Annotated in this window: 16 protein-coding genes; 4 read left to right on the top strand and 12 right to left on the bottom strand. The window is 42.6% G+C overall.

Translation table 11 applies throughout. The features are described 5' to 3' along the window. Positions 1–379 precede the first annotated feature (379 nt). Positions 380–775, top strand: coding sequence for a hypothetical protein (locus GL182_RS03945; RefSeq protein WP_163378243.1), 396 nt, complete (start codon positions 380–382; stop codon positions 773–775). Positions 776–781: 6 nt separating this feature from the next. Here the strand turns inward: GL182_RS03945 and GL182_RS03940 are convergent, their stop codons facing one another. Both GL182_RS03940 and GL182_RS03935 read right to left on the bottom strand, forming a co-directional pair. Further along, entirely contained in the window at positions 782–970 is a 189-nt protein-coding gene (locus GL182_RS03940) for a hypothetical protein (RefSeq protein ID WP_163378242.1), read from the bottom strand. A gap of 173 nt (positions 971–1,143) precedes the next feature. After that, the gene (locus GL182_RS03935) at positions 1,144–1,485 is read right to left on the bottom strand and encodes a hypothetical protein (RefSeq protein ID WP_163378241.1); all 342 of its coding nucleotides are present in this window, start codon (positions 1,483–1,485) and stop codon (positions 1,144–1,146) included. A gap of 597 nt (positions 1,486–2,082) precedes the next feature. Here GL182_RS03935 and GL182_RS03930 point away from each other — a divergent pair. Continuing rightward, positions 2,083–2,469 (top strand): hypothetical protein, encoded by a 387-nt coding sequence (locus tag GL182_RS03930; protein WP_163378240.1) that lies wholly within the window; start codon positions 2,083–2,085, stop codon positions 2,467–2,469. 654 nt (positions 2,470–3,123) lie between these two features. Here the strand turns inward: GL182_RS03930 and GL182_RS03925 are convergent. Genes GL182_RS03925 through GL182_RS03910 form a run of 4 tightly spaced genes read right to left on the bottom strand, consistent with a single transcriptional unit; the run spans position 3,124 to position 4,796 of the window. Then, the gene (locus GL182_RS03925) at positions 3,124–3,750 is read right to left on the bottom strand and encodes a hypothetical protein (RefSeq protein ID WP_163378239.1); all 627 of its coding nucleotides are present in this window, start codon (positions 3,748–3,750) and stop codon (positions 3,124–3,126) included. Next, on the bottom strand, positions 3,747–4,025 hold the full coding sequence (locus GL182_RS03920) for a hypothetical protein (protein ID WP_163378238.1): 279 nt from the start codon (positions 4,023–4,025) through the stop codon (positions 3,747–3,749). Before GL182_RS03920 ends, GL182_RS03925 begins: the two co-directional genes overlap by 4 nt. A gap of 21 nt (positions 4,026–4,046) precedes the next feature. After that, the gene (locus GL182_RS03915) at positions 4,047–4,322 is read right to left on the bottom strand and encodes a hypothetical protein (RefSeq protein WP_163378237.1); all 276 of its coding nucleotides are present in this window, start codon (positions 4,320–4,322) and stop codon (positions 4,047–4,049) included. Then, a complete protein-coding gene (locus GL182_RS03910; RefSeq protein ID WP_163378236.1) occupies positions 4,323–4,796 on the bottom strand; it encodes an RHS repeat-associated core domain-containing protein in 474 nt (157 codons plus the stop codon). A 276-nt stretch (positions 4,797–5,072) separates the two neighbouring features. On the opposite strand from GL182_RS03910, the gene GL182_RS03905 reads away from it, so the two are divergent. Both GL182_RS03905 and GL182_RS03900 read left to right on the top strand, forming a co-directional pair. After that, complete coding sequence (locus tag GL182_RS03905) at positions 5,073–5,312, top strand: DUF1804 family protein (RefSeq protein WP_240469562.1); 240 nt, start codon at positions 5,073–5,075, stop codon at positions 5,310–5,312. Between the two features lie 62 nt (positions 5,313–5,374). Next, positions 5,375–5,788 carry a hypothetical protein gene (locus GL182_RS03900; protein ID WP_205603569.1) on the top strand — a complete coding sequence of 138 codons (414 nt, stop codon included), beginning with the start codon at positions 5,375–5,377 and terminating at the stop codon, positions 5,786–5,788. Positions 5,789–6,177: 389 nt separating this feature from the next. On the opposite strand, the gene GL182_RS03895 is transcribed toward GL182_RS03900, so the two are convergent. The 6 genes from GL182_RS03895 to GL182_RS03870 all read right to left on the bottom strand — a co-directional run bounded on the left by GL182_RS03895 (position 6,178) and on the right by GL182_RS03870 (position 18,040). Beyond that, positions 6,178–10,836: a DUF6443 domain-containing protein gene (locus GL182_RS03895; protein WP_163378234.1), complete on the bottom strand. Its 4,659-nt coding sequence runs from the start codon at positions 10,834–10,836 to the stop codon at positions 6,178–6,180. Further along, entirely contained in the window at positions 10,833–11,273 is a 441-nt protein-coding gene (locus GL182_RS03890; RefSeq protein WP_163378233.1) for a hypothetical protein, read from the bottom strand. The genes GL182_RS03895 and GL182_RS03890 overlap by 4 nt, the downstream gene beginning before the upstream one ends. 6 nt (positions 11,274–11,279) lie before the next feature. Next, positions 11,280–14,468, bottom strand: coding sequence for a hypothetical protein (locus tag GL182_RS03885; protein WP_163378232.1), 3,189 nt, complete (start codon positions 14,466–14,468; stop codon positions 11,280–11,282). A 503-nt stretch (positions 14,469–14,971) separates the two neighbouring features. Beyond that, on the bottom strand, positions 14,972–15,691 hold the full coding sequence (locus tag GL182_RS03880; RefSeq protein ID WP_163378231.1) for a DUF4197 domain-containing protein: 720 nt from the start codon (positions 15,689–15,691) through the stop codon (positions 14,972–14,974). A gap of 105 nt (positions 15,692–15,796) precedes the next feature. Next, positions 15,797–16,729: a hypothetical protein gene (locus GL182_RS03875; RefSeq protein ID WP_163378230.1), complete on the bottom strand. Its 933-nt coding sequence runs from the start codon at positions 16,727–16,729 to the stop codon at positions 15,797–15,799. Positions 16,730–16,735: 6 nt separating this feature from the next. Next, a complete protein-coding gene (locus GL182_RS03870) occupies positions 16,736–18,040 on the bottom strand; it encodes an MBOAT family O-acyltransferase (RefSeq protein WP_240469561.1) in 1,305 nt (434 codons plus the stop codon). Positions 18,041–18,078 lie beyond the last annotated feature (38 nt).

The following is an 18,078-nucleotide window of genomic DNA, read 5'->3' as shown; positions in this document are numbered from 1 at the left end:
CCACGATGCTCCAGTGCATGCAGCTCGGTATGGAGTTACAGCAAATCAACATACAAAAGGTCCACAAATTCGCATCTAGCTAAAGCCCGGCTAGTCAAAATTCCACAATGCCTCCCATTTCCTGTTTGGATTCAGATTACGAAATTAGGGAAAAGAAGCCTCCTGTGTCCTGGCAGAGTGCGTCGGCATCTCAGAAATGGCTTCGCAAACGGTTAGTTGACCCATGCGACTAATTTCGCAAGGGATTAGGTGGGGGAAAAGGACAGGGAATTATTGGTATATTTGGGAATGGACTCGTTAGGTATTGCAATTGTTGGAGCAGTCACCGGAGTAACCTCCCTGATTTGACATATCGGTTTTTCAGTTTACAAACATCTGGATGAAAAAAATCAAACAACAAAAAAAGGATTTAAAGATTAAAATAGACCAACACCCAGCGGAATATGATCTCCGTAACCATTCGCCCAACCTGTATATTAAAGTTAAAATTATAAATGAATGCCAACGAACAATATATATTGAAAAATTTCAATTAGATATAATTGATGAATCCGGAAAAAGCTTATACAAGCTACGAAACAAATCAATTCCAAAAGAGAAAACCACAAAGCCTGATGATCTCCCAATTGATGATATGATAGCTTTTTATTGGGAAAAAAGTTATTTGGAAGTTTTAAAGTCTTCTAAAAATTCCATTAGACTGACTGTAATTGACATGGACCATACCCCTTTTTACAGTGACCGTATAGTCCCAAAATTAAGATTCTCAAGATAATAATTTTTACCCCCTCACCCTCTCATCACCCACCTCCGGTTTCCTGGCACTTCTAACATGCCGGTGCCAGGCCTTGTGCATAATGAGGTAGTCGAAGCTGTCAGATGGGTTGGTACTTTCTAGTGGTAGCCGGTGGATGGGTAGCTTTTCGGGGGTTTTGTCTTTGGCGAGATGTTCCGGTCTCGGTCCCTGCACTTATTGGTTATGGCTAGATAAATGGAGCAGCGCAGGGGCTTGCAGCGAAAGTAATCGATCATCATTTTTTCTCATTTTCTATAGTGCTCAAAGAATAGCCACTCTTAAAAAATAAATGCTTCAATGTATATGATCAAACTCGATTTGACAAACTAAAAATTTATCTAGATGTATTATTTGGCCTTATTCTCACCATTTTTCCCTTCTTTTTTGAATTTCTTCTTTTTACCGGATTTCTTTTTGGTTTTATCGAAATAGACCCCATCCGTTTCCATATCGGAGATGCTGCGTTGTATGGTCTTCCTTAGTTCCTCCCTGTTTTTCCTCGGAATTTTATCATCTTCAAATAGGGAACTCAACACGTTGAACAAGGCAGCCCTGCTGGGGCCGGTGGCCTTTTCATATTCCCAGGGTTCTTCCTCCATTTTGCCAAATTCCTGCACAGAGGTGACAATAAATACCACAAAGGATACTACCACTACCATTGTCAATATGATTACGTCTAAGTTTTCCATTTTACCTTTTCATGTTAAATATGATCAAAAAGCCCAGTATGGTCGGGCACCATAAACCAATGAAAATGGCTTTGAGGGGTTCATTTGCGATGAGAAAGTAGTATTCTGATACCCCGATCAGAATTACCACCAGAACCATAAGTACAATCTCGGACTTTTTAAACTTCTTCATGAATTTTATTATTGCTTAACAAATGTAATGGCATAACTGACCGGCTTGGGAACAAAATCAATGAGCCCCAATGCCTCAATTGAATTTATCCGGGTATCGGAATAATTACCTGAATAGTGTTAACAGCTGAATGGGCATAAAGTTTTTTTTGCAAATGATGATAGCTCTCTCAAAATGGATTCGCAGAGAGAATGAAAAGTGAAGGTTTGGATCTCAATCATTTAATTCGGCGGGTCGAAAATTAAAACAAAACCCCTATAAACGCAAAACACCGCCTGCAGGCATGGGAAGCGATTCATGGATTTTAAAAAAAAACGCTGAGCGTATCGTATCCCCTACTGATCTTGTTGTACTTTTTGCCTACCTTAAAGGGTCGAATAAGGGAGTACGAAAACAAATATCCCATCAACCAAAAAAAGACTGCAATGAACACGCTTAAACTCGACCTGTTAATTACCAAAGAAAATAATACCTATAAAGGCAGCCTCACCTACAAGAACAATCCACTGACCCAATCTGCCCCAAGCATTCCGGGGCTGGAAACTCAATTGAAAAAATTGCTCTGGGAATTTGAAAGCCTGGACCCGGAAACCGTCGAGTTCAACCATTACTACCAATGTCCCGCTTTTTTTAGCGAATTCGCCATCCTGAATAAGGAGCAATTGGCTGCCTACGCAGGTATTGGAACAGACCGTTTCGATGCCTTCTCTTCCGGCAGGGAAAAACCCAGTCCGGAAGAGGCCGAAAGGATAGAAAATGCCCTAAAAGAGTTGGCTTACCGCTTGCTGAAAACATCCCTGGTGCTTTCCTGATCGGAAAAACAGGGCAGGCCTTGCGTAATTTCCCGTATTTACTGTTCGGCTAGGGTGCCAACAGAGTTTATCTAAAAAACCTTTCAAATTTTCCCGGCCTGAGGTAGAAATAGTACCGCCATAGGGCAATGAACTTATATCCGCACGTTGAACGTAGGCCTGTACAAATTAGGAGGTTCTGAACCGTTTCGGCGCTTAGAAAAGCAATAAAAAATCGATAAACCAGACACTTTATTGATAGCAGAAATCAGCAAGTATTGCGGAGAAAGTTGTATCTATTGGACTCAATTGCCATATAGCTCCAGGCAATGGGATAATCCAGAGCTATTGGTTTCAGCCAAACTATTAGGCTATTAGGCATTGAATATCAGTCATTCATTTATAATGCGCGTAAATTTTGGCTAAAGCCGGGGGATCTTAAATGCAATTTCAAGGAATGGGCTAAAGCCACATTCCTATTGAAGGCATTTTTTGATGTAACCCACAGAAGATAGTTATTGATCGTTTACTTTGGTTAGACAAAGAATTATCTAAAAAAACGTGCCTCCAGTACAATATCATAGTATCCGTCATTTATGAAAGCCTTCTTTGCAAAAATTAGAATGGACAGCCTAATGGTTCTCTGTAGATAAAAAAACCACCAAATGGTCTTCTTTATTTTATTTCTACCAAGTAGGAAACCTTGACTTTCTTCCCTTTATGCTCTCCAGGTTCAAATAACGGCATGTTTTCAACTATCTTTCTTAAATTATTTTCAGTTGTGTCATCAGCCATTACTATCTCTTCCACAAATGCTTTGCCCTGCTCATCAATTATGAGGTAAATTGCCTTGCGACCGGAAATTTCCCGTTGGATTTGTAATAGCTCTTTTTTTAAAAATTCCTGTACTACACTATTGTTACTTGCATCGTCTGTTACTCCTTCAAACAATGGTTTTTTATCAATCGAATGATATTGGGATATTTTTTCCTTTGAAGGGTCTATCGGGATGTATACCTCTTCTTTTGGCCATTTTCTTCTTATTACTGAGACAAACTCGAACTCATCCGGATTATTCTTATCAATCTTGATTTTTAAGCTATCTGTTGAGTAAAAATTCTCATCAATAAGGTCCAATGGAAAAGAACCCATATGTTTTTTATCCAGATACTCATACGAAAAATAGATACCATTGGTATCAATCCTGTCAATTCCAATTGTTTCTATTACATGATTATTTGTACAGCAGGTCGCAATCATTAAACCAAAAACTGCTACCACAAGACATTTTACCTTTCTCATTTCTTGTAAAAGTTTGATTTGTAATAATCTGCTGCCGCTTTCTTTTGCCACCCTTGTCCAGAATAAACACCATTGTTTGCCTGTAAAAATCTATTCCATCCACTCGAATTAGTCAGGGCAGATACACCACTGCTCCCTTTTAACGGAGAACTACTAACATTTCCTATCCCATTAATAGACGTCCCAAATTTTCTAAGGGAAGCTCCTCCTGTGAAAAAAGAAGGCATTACATCAAAGCTTTGATCTATCGCTAAGATTGTCATTTTCAATCTCATAACCACATGACCGTATAACTTTTATTCCTCCGGATAAATCAGGGGAATCGCCTTGCCTTCTCTTTCGGTTTTAGTTAAAAATCTACCAATTACATCATCTGACCCTCTGACTTTATTTCTGAACTTAAATTCGGCAAATGTATACTCATAGCCACTATTTCTATTATATGTTCTATCATCCAGGATAGCGTCATAATTTGTTATGCCTACACCATCTCTAAGCTTGTACGCATGCACTTTATTGCCCGGAACACTTCCCTTTATTAACACATCCCCCTCATTATTTACAACGTTCACCTACTGACGTTCTTCTCCTCCATAATCACTAATCCATTCAAATTCCCCCGAATCAATATCGTAATTATACTCATCCAACATCCCATCAGGATCAATCCTATTCATCGGATTGTTCTGCACATAATTATAGGGAGAAAGCCATTCCCTTTCACTTGCCATGGGATCCACGCTGGTCCATCGCCCTATCACCGGATCGTAATAACGTGCCCCGTAATCGTACAACCCTAGGTTCAGATCATCCAGCAGCTCCTTCCCATTATACAAATACCGATTCTCCTTCACCCCCTCTCTTTGGTACCCCAGACCAGTCAACTCCAAACCCCAGGGGTCATAGTGGGTTTCCTGAATGACGGGAGAAAGGGTCGTCTCCACCGTGAAATCATCAAACCAGACATTTTCTGCCGTTTCGTTCACCAGAAAGGCTTCCATATAACCTTCCTTACTAATATACAGCTCTTTTTCCAGTTTTTTCATGACCGTTGGCTGCTTTTTTACTGAGCAGCTCTTTGCCGCTTTCCTACAAATTTCCCCGTACTAACTCTTTTAATTTTTGCATACAAGCAATAAATTAATTGTATTTTACATAGTACTGATGTATTTTTATTGTTCACTATTATATAACTCTGAAAAAAGCGTCCTTATGGATTTACAGGCAGATGGATGTCCCCAAGCAGAAAAACCAAGTAAACCTCATCGGAACTTCCAGTGATATCTTTGGCAAGTACGAAGGGAGCGAAAACTTCCATTTAATTGACCTGGACCGCCAAGATCACCGATGTCCTTGGCTATACCATGGATTACCTGGTCAAGGATAGGGTATGCGAACAGATCGACAACGAAACACTCAAAAAACTGAAGGAGATCCAAAACCTGGATCCGGAAAACAAGTCGCACGTCATCTCCACCATCGATGCTTTCATCAAAACGGCCAAACTCAACAGTATTAAGGACTTGTTGTATTATTTTAGATTAACCAAGCTTTTACTTTAATGAAAAACCAGTCTATGATTTTGTTTAAAAAAACAATAATCCATTCTTGCAAATATTTAATAATGTCCGTTTTATTTGCTCAATGTTCTCCAAATAGTCAAAATAACCAAGAAATTATTGGATCTTGGATGTTCACGGATTTAAGTGGTATGTATAACGAGGTTCTAATTAATAATAATTTTTTTATCATTCATAATGATTTGATGGGAACATCAATATCAAAAATTCTTCATATAAATGATGATTTTTTTACCATTTCTACTGAGGACCATAAAAGTATTAAATATCAAATTTCAAACCCTAGACTAGACCACTTCATTATTTTTAATGGGTTTGAAAAACTAGAACTAAAATCTATAGCTGTAAAATCTGATATCAATTTAATTGGCCAAGGCCATCAAGAAGAGATTCAAAAATACTGGCGAGAATTTCGAGAAAGACAAAACTCAAGTGATACAACCGACATTCTCCTATAGTCGGTAATTATTAAACGTTCTGATTTTCTCCTTCAAAGAGATAGATAATACCGCCAATACCGATATTGGAATACAGAAACCAATGAACGCAACTTGGATGGATTTACTCTGTATTAAAATATTATCTCTCCAATATCCCTTCAATAGAAAATAACAGGTTAAACAAGCTAAAAGGAATAATAAGCTAAAAACAATAAAAGAATACACAGGTTTGATCCTGGCATAAACTTTATTCAATTTTATCTTATCTGATTTTCTACAATACCGACATTCCACATCAAATTCACTCCCTACTTTCTGTGAAAGTTTATAACGATCCTCTTTAAAAGAAAATAAAGAGTTGGTTTTACCACACTTTCTGCATGTATAAACCAACTCCAACATGTAATTCATTTTTTTAACACATTATAGGCCTGTCTGGCTTGATTTAACCAATCACTGCCACTCCAACTTCCTTTATTTTCCTGAAGAAATCTGATCCATGGATTATTTGACAACTTGACACCTTTGGCAGTAATATTCAACTGAGATGGAGCTTTCAGCATATTTCGGTTTTTTGAGAACGTATTTATCGCCGACACCCCACTTCCTGCAAATGTAAAATCGTCAACGCCTGCTGGAGCTGGCAAAGGAATCATCCCTAAATCAGCTGCCATATAAAAAGAATCCTTACTTCCGTATTTTCTGACAAGATGCCTACCATAATCCGACCTGTTCCAAACCATATCGCTTCTGGATAGCCCCTGACTTTCCATTTCTCTAATACTTCTGATTTTAATCCCTCCTTTTTGCGCTGCATTATATCTCTCAACAAGATCGAATGCATTATAATGCCCTTGATATTCATGAGGGAGATCAGACCATAAATCAACTTTACTTACAGTATATGCAAAATCTCCAAGCCTACCACCGGGAACGGCCGCAGCTCCAACATGAATATTATTTTTTGAACCTTCTATTACAGTTTTTCTATTCCCAATATGTACAGTTTGCATTGATTCGCCTCCTAAATCACTTATCCAATCCAGCTCACCAGTATTTGTATTTAATCTCCATTCGTCCAACATCCCATCAGGATCGATCCTGTTCAGCGGATTGTTCTGCACATAGTTGTAGGGAGAAAGCCAATCTCTCTCGCTGGCCATGGGATCCACGGTCATCCATCTTCCCAACACAGGATCATAGTGTCTAGCTCCAAAATCATATAGATTAAGATTATGGCCATCGAGAAGCTCCTTCCCATTATACAAATACCTGTTCTCCTTCACCCCCTCGCGCTGATATCCCAGACCGGTCAACTCCAAACCCCAGGGGTCATAGTGGGTTTCCTGAATGACGGGAGAAAGGGTCGTCTCAACGGTGAAATCATCAAACCAGACATTTTCTGCCGTTTCGTTCACCAGAAAGGCTTCCATATAACCTTCCTGACTAATATACAGCTCTTTTTCCAGTTTTTCATGACCGTTGGCTGCTTTTTTACTGAGCAGCTCCTTGCCGCTTTCATAAAGTTTTCCCTGCTTATCGTACAAAGCATACATCATATAGGCCTCAGGGGCAGCTTTTTGTTGCAAGTCCCTGATCACCAAATCGACCAATTGTAAAATCCCCAAACCCGTTGGCACCGAATTGGAAATGCCTATTTCCCGCACATCAGCGACCAATCCTTCCCTGATTCCGGCTTTGATAAAATCATCCGGATGGATACTGGTCTTGCCCGGGGCTTCGTATTTCGCCTGCACAGACAGCATGAGTCGGCTGCCCGCACCCACCGCCTGTCTGCGTGAGGGACCCAGCAGCCGTCCCCGCCCGGCATTCAGCCAGGCAACCTGTGTTCCTCCGGGCGTCGTATTGTGCTCCGGACCCAACTGCCTGCTGGCCGCAATTTGACCAAAGTCTACCGCTTCCCTTTTTGCATTTGTTATTTCCATGGTGGCAACTACCCGCTCGGTTAAGGGTTTCCGGATTACCTGGCGCACGTTGCCCAGATGGTCCCGAAGAAAAAATTCATAGATGGCCTTTCCCGACTCAAACACCACCCTGCCCGCTTCATGAAGAACGTAGTCCAGCCGGCCATCAACGAATACAAAATCACCGACATAATGGGTTTCTTTTGTCAGCGTTCCATTTCGGTAGGAAGCCTGCCGGCGCTTGGTTCCTGCTGCATCATAAGCGTATTTCAGCTTTTGTCCATCCTCAAAGGCAAACTCCTGTGGCAGGTTCAGGTGATTGTACGAGATAGCCGTGAGGCCTTTGTCCTGGTTGGTCTGTTGGTTTCCATTGGCATCATACCTGTACAAACCGTTGGCTTGGTTTGGCTTGAAATCGGAGGATATATAGGTCTTTTTGTATTGGCTATCCTTTACCCGGGTCAGTTGGTTACCATATTCGCCCAGCATCACATTGCTATCGTATTCGTATTTCAGGTTATCCACCACCGCATATTCTTTTTCTGTTCTCGCTCCTCTCCTTCGCAGGCTTTTGATGTTTCCGTTGGCATCATAGCTGATCTGGTCCATGGAATACCGGTTATTTTCCCCGGCCGAGGTGGCTACCTTATAGGCAGCTTGGAGCAGCCTGCCTGGTTTATCGTAGCTGTAGCTATACTGCCGGACCGTCCCGTCCATTCCCTTCCACCCGGCAGCGGTAATGTTACCATCCCAACGCTTTCCGCTCTCTTGGTACTGCAGGTTTTGGGAAAAAAGTCCCGGAGAAGAACTTCCTATTTCTGCTAACCAGCCCCGAATAGTGTATCTGTAATCCTGACCGGCATCAGGAATGGCAGGGAAATGAACTCCTGATTTTCTCCCTAATTCATCGTAGCGATAACTTGCGAGGGTAACCGTAGCACCATTATCGATCTGCTGGCTAATACTGGAAAGCAGACCGGCCCGGTTATAGTAATACATCTTCCGTATCGTCATATTAACCGGATGAATCAATTCCGTAAACGTTTCCGTCACCTGATCTTCAAAATTGTACCGGCTGGAGCGCCTGATGGTAGCCCCCAAAGGATGCTCTTCCAGGGATTGTATTTCCCGACCTTTTTCGTCATAAAAATAGGTACTGGTAGTATACCTGCCACTTTCCAGGTCTTTGATTTTCTTTACCGTCAACAACCCTGTGGTGCGGAAACTAGGGGAAAGGGGATATCCCGGAGCCTGTTTGTATTCTCCCGCAGGCGCATTTTCATATTTGTCATAATAATTCAAAGTAAGGATTTCACCTTCTTCTCTTGGGAAAATATTACTTTCGGCTTTTTCCACTTCAGCTATCCTGCCGGAAAAACTGCTATTTTCAGTGGCTTTAAAATGGAAACCAGGGCGCAGGACAATGCTTTCAGAGGCCATGAACACCTCATGGCCAGCGTATCTGGAGGAAATCAGGTGCTTGCCGGTTTTTATGCTGCCTGTTTCCCTGCTATTTTTTACAGGTAGTACCTTGAGCTGCTTGTCGAGTTCCTGCTGTATCACAGCCTGACTTCTGCTGTCGGTGGTCAGTCCGGTTTTCACCGGCCGGTCAAATGCATCGTACAGTATATACTGCCAGGTACCTTTTTTCCTGAGCTCCCCATCCTGAAAGCCCACCTGCCTGTCCAGTCGGTCATACAACAGGTACTCAATGACTTTTCCGGGAAGCTTCTTCGCCATCAGTCGCCTCCTACCATCGTACCGGTAGCTAAAATATTGCGCCTCCGACAAGTTTGGGTCAGTGGACAATTCCCAACCTTTTGTATGCAGGATCTCTACGGCCTTGGGGGGAATTACCAGCCGGAGATTCCCAAAATCATCATATATTGAATAAGTACACAACCAGCCCTGGTGGCCTCCCGACGATGGATTGGCTGTCAGTTGGGTTTTCTTTAAAATCTCCCTGCCCTGCTCATCCATAAAGCTCAACGTGCGCAGGTTGTCTTCGTTGTCGTTGATCTCCACCCACAAACTGCCGGCTGGCCATTCTCCATGGTGTTCCGGAAGACCCTGTTCGTTCAAGTCAAACCTCTTCACTTCATCTTGTTCCGTATTGGTCCTTCGGCTGAACTTTAACTCCTTGCCACTTCCCATCTTCCAGTCCTTTCCAGATGGTGCTATTTTAGCCACTCTATTCAGAGGAGCAGCTTCAAATGCAGTTTTCTGGAAAGGGAAGGGGTCTCCAAAAGCCTGCTGGTAAAAATCCCTATGGAGGTCAATCGCATTTTCCCTGAAAAGCCCCGTTTGCTGTCCCCCATCCGGGAAGGGAAGGAATTTAAGTGCCTGCCTTCCCACCTCATCATAAACCATGGGAATTACTATGTCCTGACCTTTTGAATTAGATACTACGTTTACCAGCTGTTGGGTCCTGCCAATACCGTCATAATAGGTATTGGTTTGGTAGACCAATTCCGCTGGACCTTCCAGCAAGTCAGCCGCCGAGGTAATGGGTACCCTTGCTTGATAGGTACTTATTCGGTTTCTGTTTTCGGGGAGCACCTTTACCTTGACCGGGACCTTTTGGGTCAGACAGCCGGTAGTGGTATGTTGGTAGGCCAGGTAATAGGTTTTGCTTTTGGTCAGCAAGGGTGTCCGAAACTTCCTGCTAGCTGAAAGTTGGCTTGTCTGGTCAGCATCATACCAGCGGTAAGCAAAGCCATCCGGGGCAGGATTGGCTTCCAACCTGGCCCTGCCTTTTTGGATAAGTGTAACCTCAGGGGCCGAGGGGCTGATCTGAGGACAGTTTCGCTTGCTTTTGACCGTTATGATCCTGCTGTCGTAAAAATAACTATCAAATTCACTATAGCCATAAAAAATTTCATAGTCTCCCGCTGTTTCAAAGGTCAACCGGAGACCGGAAATATCGGAATGTACCAATTGTCCGCCGCTATGCATCCAATTATAACTGCCATTTACCGGCACACTCAGTCGGTAGCCATTACCATAAAAGGCTACCGGGAAAACTACCACTTCACCGATTTCTACTGAAGTAGGGCCGGAAATCTTCACATTGGTGGTATTTACCTGCGCATAAAGGGTACCAGCGAAAAAGGAAAGCAATACGTGAAAAATTATTTTCATGGCACTTCTCTTTTGAGGTAAAGGGTATGCAATACATTTTCTGTATTTTCCCGGGAAGCCAACTTCAGGGTCTCCTTATGAAATGAAACCGCATAAATTTTTTCCTGCCCGTTCTCAGGAGATAGACTCAAATTACCCGGAAACTCAAATTCCCAGGTTCCTCCCAGCACATGGGATTTGCCTCCCAATAGCCAAAAGGCCTCAAATACACCATCGGGATAAAAAATATATTTCCTTGTTTTCAGTGATGCCAGAAACATTTCCTTAACAGGGCCAGGCATGGTGGTAAATTTGCTATCCTGATTTTCCTGGACTTCCTGCATTTGCTGCTCAAGGTCAAGCTCCCATACACCTGTAAGAGCCACCTGGCTTTCCATTTCCTGGGCAAAACCAAAAATTGGAGACAGAAACAAAAGCAATAGGTATATTGGTTTCATAGCCTTTCAGGGTATCATGTAAGCATATTCATGGAGTGTTGTCAATAACCCATCCTGATCCCGGACAGCTTCCAGCCTGCCAAAACCATCATACTCATAATATTTGGCCGCATTCCTGATATCCATTACGCAGGTCAGGCCTCTTAAAGGCGCATGAGTAAAAGTGGTCATCTGCGCTTCTACCGGATGAAGTCTGAGTTCATCAATGTAGATACCACCACCCTTTATGGTAACAGCGGGCTGGGTAACAGATCTTTCTATCAGCTTCCATTGGCTGTTAAGGGTCTCTGTCTGCCCCATAAATGTCCATGTCCGGGTTCCTGATGTGGCTTTTGCCCAAAAACTCAATTTAAAGGCATTGTTTTCATCGGCTCCGACTGCAGTAGCAGATACCTGTCCACTGGACAGCAAATAAGCCTTTTTTCCTGCTTTCGCAGCGCCTGCTTCCAGCACCAGGCCATCTCCTGAATAGGTCCATGCTCCCTTTTCCTTGCTTTCAAAGGAGGTGAAAGCAACCTTTGTCCATGGTGCATTGTCTACCATCGCTACCGGTAAAGCACCGTCATAACCATATAGAAAGGTAACGGGATGCCCTGCAGTCCTGGTCATCTGAACCAGGTTTCCGGATTCATCGTATTGATCCAAACTCAATCCAGGCCGGTAGTGCTCATCCATGACCAAGTTTCCTGAGGCATCAAAATGTCCTGGTTTATAGGTAGCCAATTCCAGCGGGCTGGCTGTATCCAAAAAGTGGACAAGACTTTTTTTGTATTTGCCCGATCCGGGATATGTTTCTTTGTAGGTATTGATCCGTCCGGAGACAATTCGTTCACTTACCTGATCTCCGCCTTTGATAATGGTATATGTTTCAAGGGGGACATGCAATCTATTTTGCTTGTAAATTTGATCACAAATAAAGGCCTGTTCAGTTGAGTTTTTGTCTCTATTAAGGAAATCGGTAACGTACCGGTTTACCTTGATAGTCGAACGGGAATTGTCACCTACTATGCGGCTTTCCGCTCTGGTTTCCTGCAAAAATTCAGGATGGTATTCTATTTTGGTAAGCCTGGTAAAATCCTTTAATCCCGGAGTAAGCAACCTTTCCTCTATTTTGGTCTGCCTGTAAATCCCTGTGGCTTGCTTCTGTTCTGTTACAATGTATTCATAGGCATCGTAAAGTATATTGTTTTCCTTACACATCTCAAAATAGGGGTATCCTAAACTTCCATTTTGATAAACATACTGAAAAACGCCTTGCCCCACCGGTTGCTCATCTTCCCTGAAGTTTTCATAGTGAATCGAGGTTTGCGCCAAAATTTCATCATGGCTGTTGTAAACCGTTTTGCGGGTCAATTTACCTCTTGCCCAGGCCATGGAATTGATGAATGGCTTGGTGGAAGTACCAAAAGGATAACCTATTACTATATCTGGAATGTGTAATTTGTCATCAAATTCATAAACCGTCCTGCCATTTTTACCGTTTTCGGTTTCATATTCTGTTACAATGGGATACACTACAGGACATTCATCATAGCCCCTGCCTGTTACGGCACTGGAATAATACATCCGGCTCCTGTAGCGCAGGGAGGATGTTTGTGTCCCCGTTTTTAAGTACCTGGTGTTTGAATAGAGAAACTCATCCAAAATAAAATTCCTGAAGCCCGCCCCAGGACCATTTCCTCCATAAACAAAGTTTTTGACCAGGGTTTGGGATCCGGTATTTCTCCTGATTTTTTTTACCCTGAGCCCTCCGGTAAAGTGGGCTTTATCCAGAATTCGGTATTGATGCGGTTCAAACTCAAACTCCGCATAGCCCCCGGTAGGATAGGTGATTCTTTTCAAGACTCCTTCCTTCAGGTAGGTGGTATCCGTACTTCTATCCGCTGTTCCAAAACTAATGGTATATCCGGTGGTCAAATCCACCTCGGTTGGGGGTATAAGGTCAGCGTTGGGTTTATTGTTGAAATAGCCAAAATCATCAATCCTGTAGCTGCTATTGGGCTTATCCCAGGAAAAGTAATCTGTAAAGTAATCAAATGTATGGCTGCCTATCAGCGTATTTACCCCGTCTTTTACCCGAAGCGCATCCAGCTTCAACCTGTAATTTTGGCTGTGATTACGGTCCTGAAAATATTGGTCAAGGTCAAATTCGAATTGTTTTATCAACTGATAGGTTCCACCGGTTTTTTCATAAACTTCAATTCGGGACAGGTGATTGAGACCTGGTTGATCCAGTCGTTTGGAGCCCAAAATAAATTTAACCATCCCTGTTTTGAACCTGATTTCGGATAGCCCCAGCTGAATAGATGAAGTACTGGTGTACCTGGTAGCTATATTCGTATCTAGCTGGGGACAATCCAATTCATTGTTGGGCAAAAAGGTACAGTCATCCAATACTGTCATGATATTTTGGACTCCCTGTTGATAGGATTTGCCCACATTCTGGTAAGAAAAAGTGATGAAATCGTCCGTGTCGGGTGATCTCATTTCCATCAGGTACCAGGTGGCCACATGTCCTTCCGTACCACCTGAAGTGATGTATTCTGTTGCCCGGTCATCGTTGCTGCTTTTACCAAAAAGATACACCATGCCGTTCTCATCCAAAATTTCGAATTGGTCCAGATTTCTGGTATGGAATATTTTCAAAGGTAAATTTGGAAATAAAAAGGGTTCTGCCGCAGCCTGCCTGAGGTAGAACCTTCCGCTTTGCCCGGGAAACTGATAAAAAAACAAATCTGCCTCCCGGTCCAGAATATCGACTGACATCTTTTTATACTCGTAATCATTGCAGTCCGGGGTGTTAGGGATCGTGTAATCATTGATATTGCGGAGAAAACTATTTTCATCCGGTTTATTATTGACATTACGGGAAATAAAGCCTCCACCCAAAAGTGACCAACCCAGCCCTACCCAACTGGCCTGCTCTGTGTATTTGATCCCTGAAGCATGATAGCTCAACCTTATAGGCACCTTTAATGGGCCACTATTGATTTCAAAAATGGGTATGGATATGTCCGGCAACCCTGTGTACAGGTTAACGGGGTAATCTCCGTATTTTTCCATAGCGGCTATGTTAGGGGTTTTTTGCCAGAATTTAGGGTTTAACTGTTGCATGACCTCTACAGGTCCCTGCGCCCTGAGCTGGCAACAGATGGCGACACAAAAAATCACCATTCCCCATGAATGACTTTTCATAGTTGATCGTTTTAAGTAAAAGAATAAATTGGTTAATGCAGACACATTACCCGCCTGCACGCAATACCTGAAACAGGAAACGACAACCGATAAGCAATACTGAAATATCAGTAGGAATCAGATGAAAAACTTCACCTATCGGCAATAAACCGGAATAGTTGGTTTTAATTCTCCGGATTTGGGGTACTCAAATCGTAATTTAAAAGAAATTGAAAAACTTTCTTAACCCTGGTTCAACCTCCACGGATCAAAAAAGACCTGATGCATCATATGACTAATCGGTTTCCTACCTAAAGGTAAGAAAATCATTTTTCAACATTTAAATTAGTAAAAAAATAGAAACCACCAAATTAATTTTAACATTTTTTATTGACAGACTGCCATTAAGTGTTATCGAATTACTACTTTCGGGATGAATTTTATATTCGTCCTTCCCCTTGTTATTATGCCAATTTAGCAGGCACTGAATTTTTGAGTTGAGGTTAATAAATTCCGGGAAAAAATCAATTATCCTGTGCCGCAAAAACCCTTCGCAGGAGGGCTGTAGTCCTTTCCGCAGGGTTCTCCCGGATGGCCTTTTCCTCCCTGGCTATCAATTCAAAAAGCCCTGAAATGGCCATATTGGTGACGTAAGCGTTGAGATCGGGATCCAGCTTCCTGGCCGTGGTGGGCAGGCTATTGTAGCTGTTTACCAGATCTCCGTAATACCGGGTCGCACCTACCTGATCCAGGGCTTCCTGCACATGAGGGGCAAACAAAACCTTTAACCTATCGGTAGAAGTCCTTTGCAAATATTGCGTGGCAGCATCCTGCTCTCCCTTTAGAATATTCCAGGCGTCCTGAACCGTGAGTTGCTTTATGGCGTCAATAAATATGGGCTTGGCCTCTTTGGCTGCGTTCTCCGCTCCCCTATTGATGGTAAGGATAACCCGGTCTACTTCCGCTCCCAAACCAAGCCTTCGCAGGGTTCCTTCTACCCGCTGCACATCGGCCGGGAGTGCTATACGGATCAAATCATTTTTAAAAAAGCCGTCCTCTTTTGATGCCTGATCTGCACCTGTGGAAATACCCTTGATAAGGGCTTCCTTCAGGCCATTGCTTACATCCTGTTCTGTCAAAGTCGCCTCCGTGGCTCCCTGGATAAAACGGTTGACTTCGGAGGCAGTGCACCCGGCCATTAAAATAATTGTCCATAAAATGGCCTGTACCTTCAATATCTTCATTTGATTTATTTTTTCATTTTCAATAAACTACTGCTGGCATTGTTCCTGCGTATGTACCACTGCCCTCATGCTTAACACACAATCATTGAGCCATGTTACAAAAATTCATTCCTGCATCAGTTCTTTAAGAAATAATTCCTGCCCTTTCTCGCTCAGGTGCCCATGATCAATGTAATTGGAGAAGTCGCCGGTAAAAGAAGAAAAATCACCATCGTTAAAATTCTTAAAAGTAACCAGGGGGCTTTTTTGAGTATAAGTCGACTTTACCTGCTCCCAATATTGTGCGAAAGCGTTCTTGTGCTCCTCATAGATGGGTAAAGGGACCGGGTGAAAGTAAACCCGTGTTTGTATTTGGTTGACTTCCAACAATCGCCACAACTCCTTCAGGGAAGCTTCGGAAATGGGGGTGATCTCAAAATCTTCCGCATGAAGTAAGGCTTTTTCTTCTTCGATTTTAGCAGCTACATCGGTAACTCTGAATAGCGATTCAAATTTATTCGTCCCATTCTCCAGGTATTGGCCCGTTGGGTATTTATTGGGTGCCAGATTCATCCACCTAATCAAGGAAAAGCCATACACCCGTAGCAAATGAATCGACCCAAAGGCAGCCCAATAAGCCCTGGGAGTCATTATTAAGTCTACCTCTTTTTCACTGCTTTGCGTCATGTAGGGATGAATGCATATCCAGGCTCGCTTGATTTGATGCGCTGATGCCAGCACGTTTTCAAGTAAGGGAATCATGGTTTGAATCCTCGCTCCCATAAGGCTGGTATTGAAATAACGGATCTCTTTTGCGGATTCGGGGTTAATATTCGCCGAAAGGGAGGGGCCCAGAATAAGGCCTTCGAAATTCTCCGGAATGTACCTATATGCCATCAGGTATTTGGATATCCGCTCTTCTCCGTAAACGCGCGTGTGTTTTTCGATCCCAAAAACGCCAAAAATATCCAGCCAGATATTAAATAAAACCAAACCAACTGCGGCCAAAAAGCAAGTGGAAAGAACACGTTTAAAATACCGATTAAATTCCTTACTCATAACCAATTAGAAATCGAAATACAGAAAATCATTTTGAACAATAGAGTTCAGGAATATCAGGTTCAGTACAAATAATAGGACTGTCATTACCCCGTATTTGAGGGTTGGTTGAATCTGATTGCCGAGTTGCATGTCATTTGGTAAAAACAGTAGTAACACCCCTGCAGCCCAAATGGGTGAATTATAGAGGTTGCTGACCAGGTAGAAATCCCGGGGAGCAGTTTTTGAAAAATCGAACATGGCCACCAGCAGGTCAGTAGCATCCTGAAGATTATCAGCCCTGAAAAAGACCCAGGTAATGTTTACAAATAAAAAGGTAATCAGAATGGAGGGTATTTTTGGTAATGCCTTCCCTGAGTTTTTCCAATACCGGTGAATGACCAGGGCTCCTCCATGCAAAAAACCCCAGATAACAAAAGTCCATCCTGCCCCGTGCCAAATCCCTCCCAGAAGAAAGGTTACCATCAAATTGACATTCGTTCTTCCCGGACCCATTTTATTTCCTCCCAAAGGAATGTATATGTAATCCCGAAGAAACCTGCTTAGGGTAATGTGCCAGTTCCTCCAGAATTCCTGAATGGTGACAGATCGGTAAGGGGAGTTAAAGTTTTGAGGCAATTGGATATTAAAAAGCAATCCCAATCCTATGGCCATAGAAGAATACCCACTAAAATCAAAATACAATTGCAGGGAATAAGCCAGGGAAGTGATCCATGCTTCCTGGCTCCCCAGCAATTCAATGTTGGCATACCCGTTATTTGCGATTATCCCGAAAGTATCCGCCAGGATGATTTTTTTTGCAAGCCCCATCATTAAAATAAAAAAACCTTTGGAAAGATTCTGGTAATTAACTTGGGTTAGTAACGGATTCCTGATCTGGGGCATCATTTCCTTGTGATGCACGATGGGACCAGCAATTAGTTGGGGAAAAAAAGAAACGAATAAACCGTAGGAGAAGAAATTGGTTTTCGAAGCGATGCCCCTATTCAAATCCACCAAATAGGCAATTTGCTGAAAAGTATAGAAAGAAATCCCTAATGGCAGTGCCCAGTCAAGATAAGCAATAGAGGCATCTGCAATAACATTGACGTTAAAAATTAAGAAATCTACATATTTGTAAAAAAAGAGGATCAGAAGATTGAAGCCTATTCCGACCACCAAAAATGGTTGCTTCCCTTTTGCTACCTCCTTGCTGATGAGGAAATTAAAAACGATGGATAGACCTATGAGCATCAAGTATATGGGCTTCCACCATCCATAAAACAGCAGGGAACAAAGAAACAACCATCGTACAATAACAGAAAGCTTCATTTTGGAGCCTAGTCCATAGAATCCCAATAGAACAATTG

Source organism: Cyclobacterium sp. SYSU L10401 (assembly GCF_010993705.1).
GTDB lineage: Bacteria > Bacteroidota > Bacteroidia > Cytophagales > Cyclobacteriaceae > Cyclobacterium.
The sequence above is the reverse complement of the archived record's forward strand: the minus strand, read 5'-3'. Positions and strand labels throughout refer to the sequence as shown.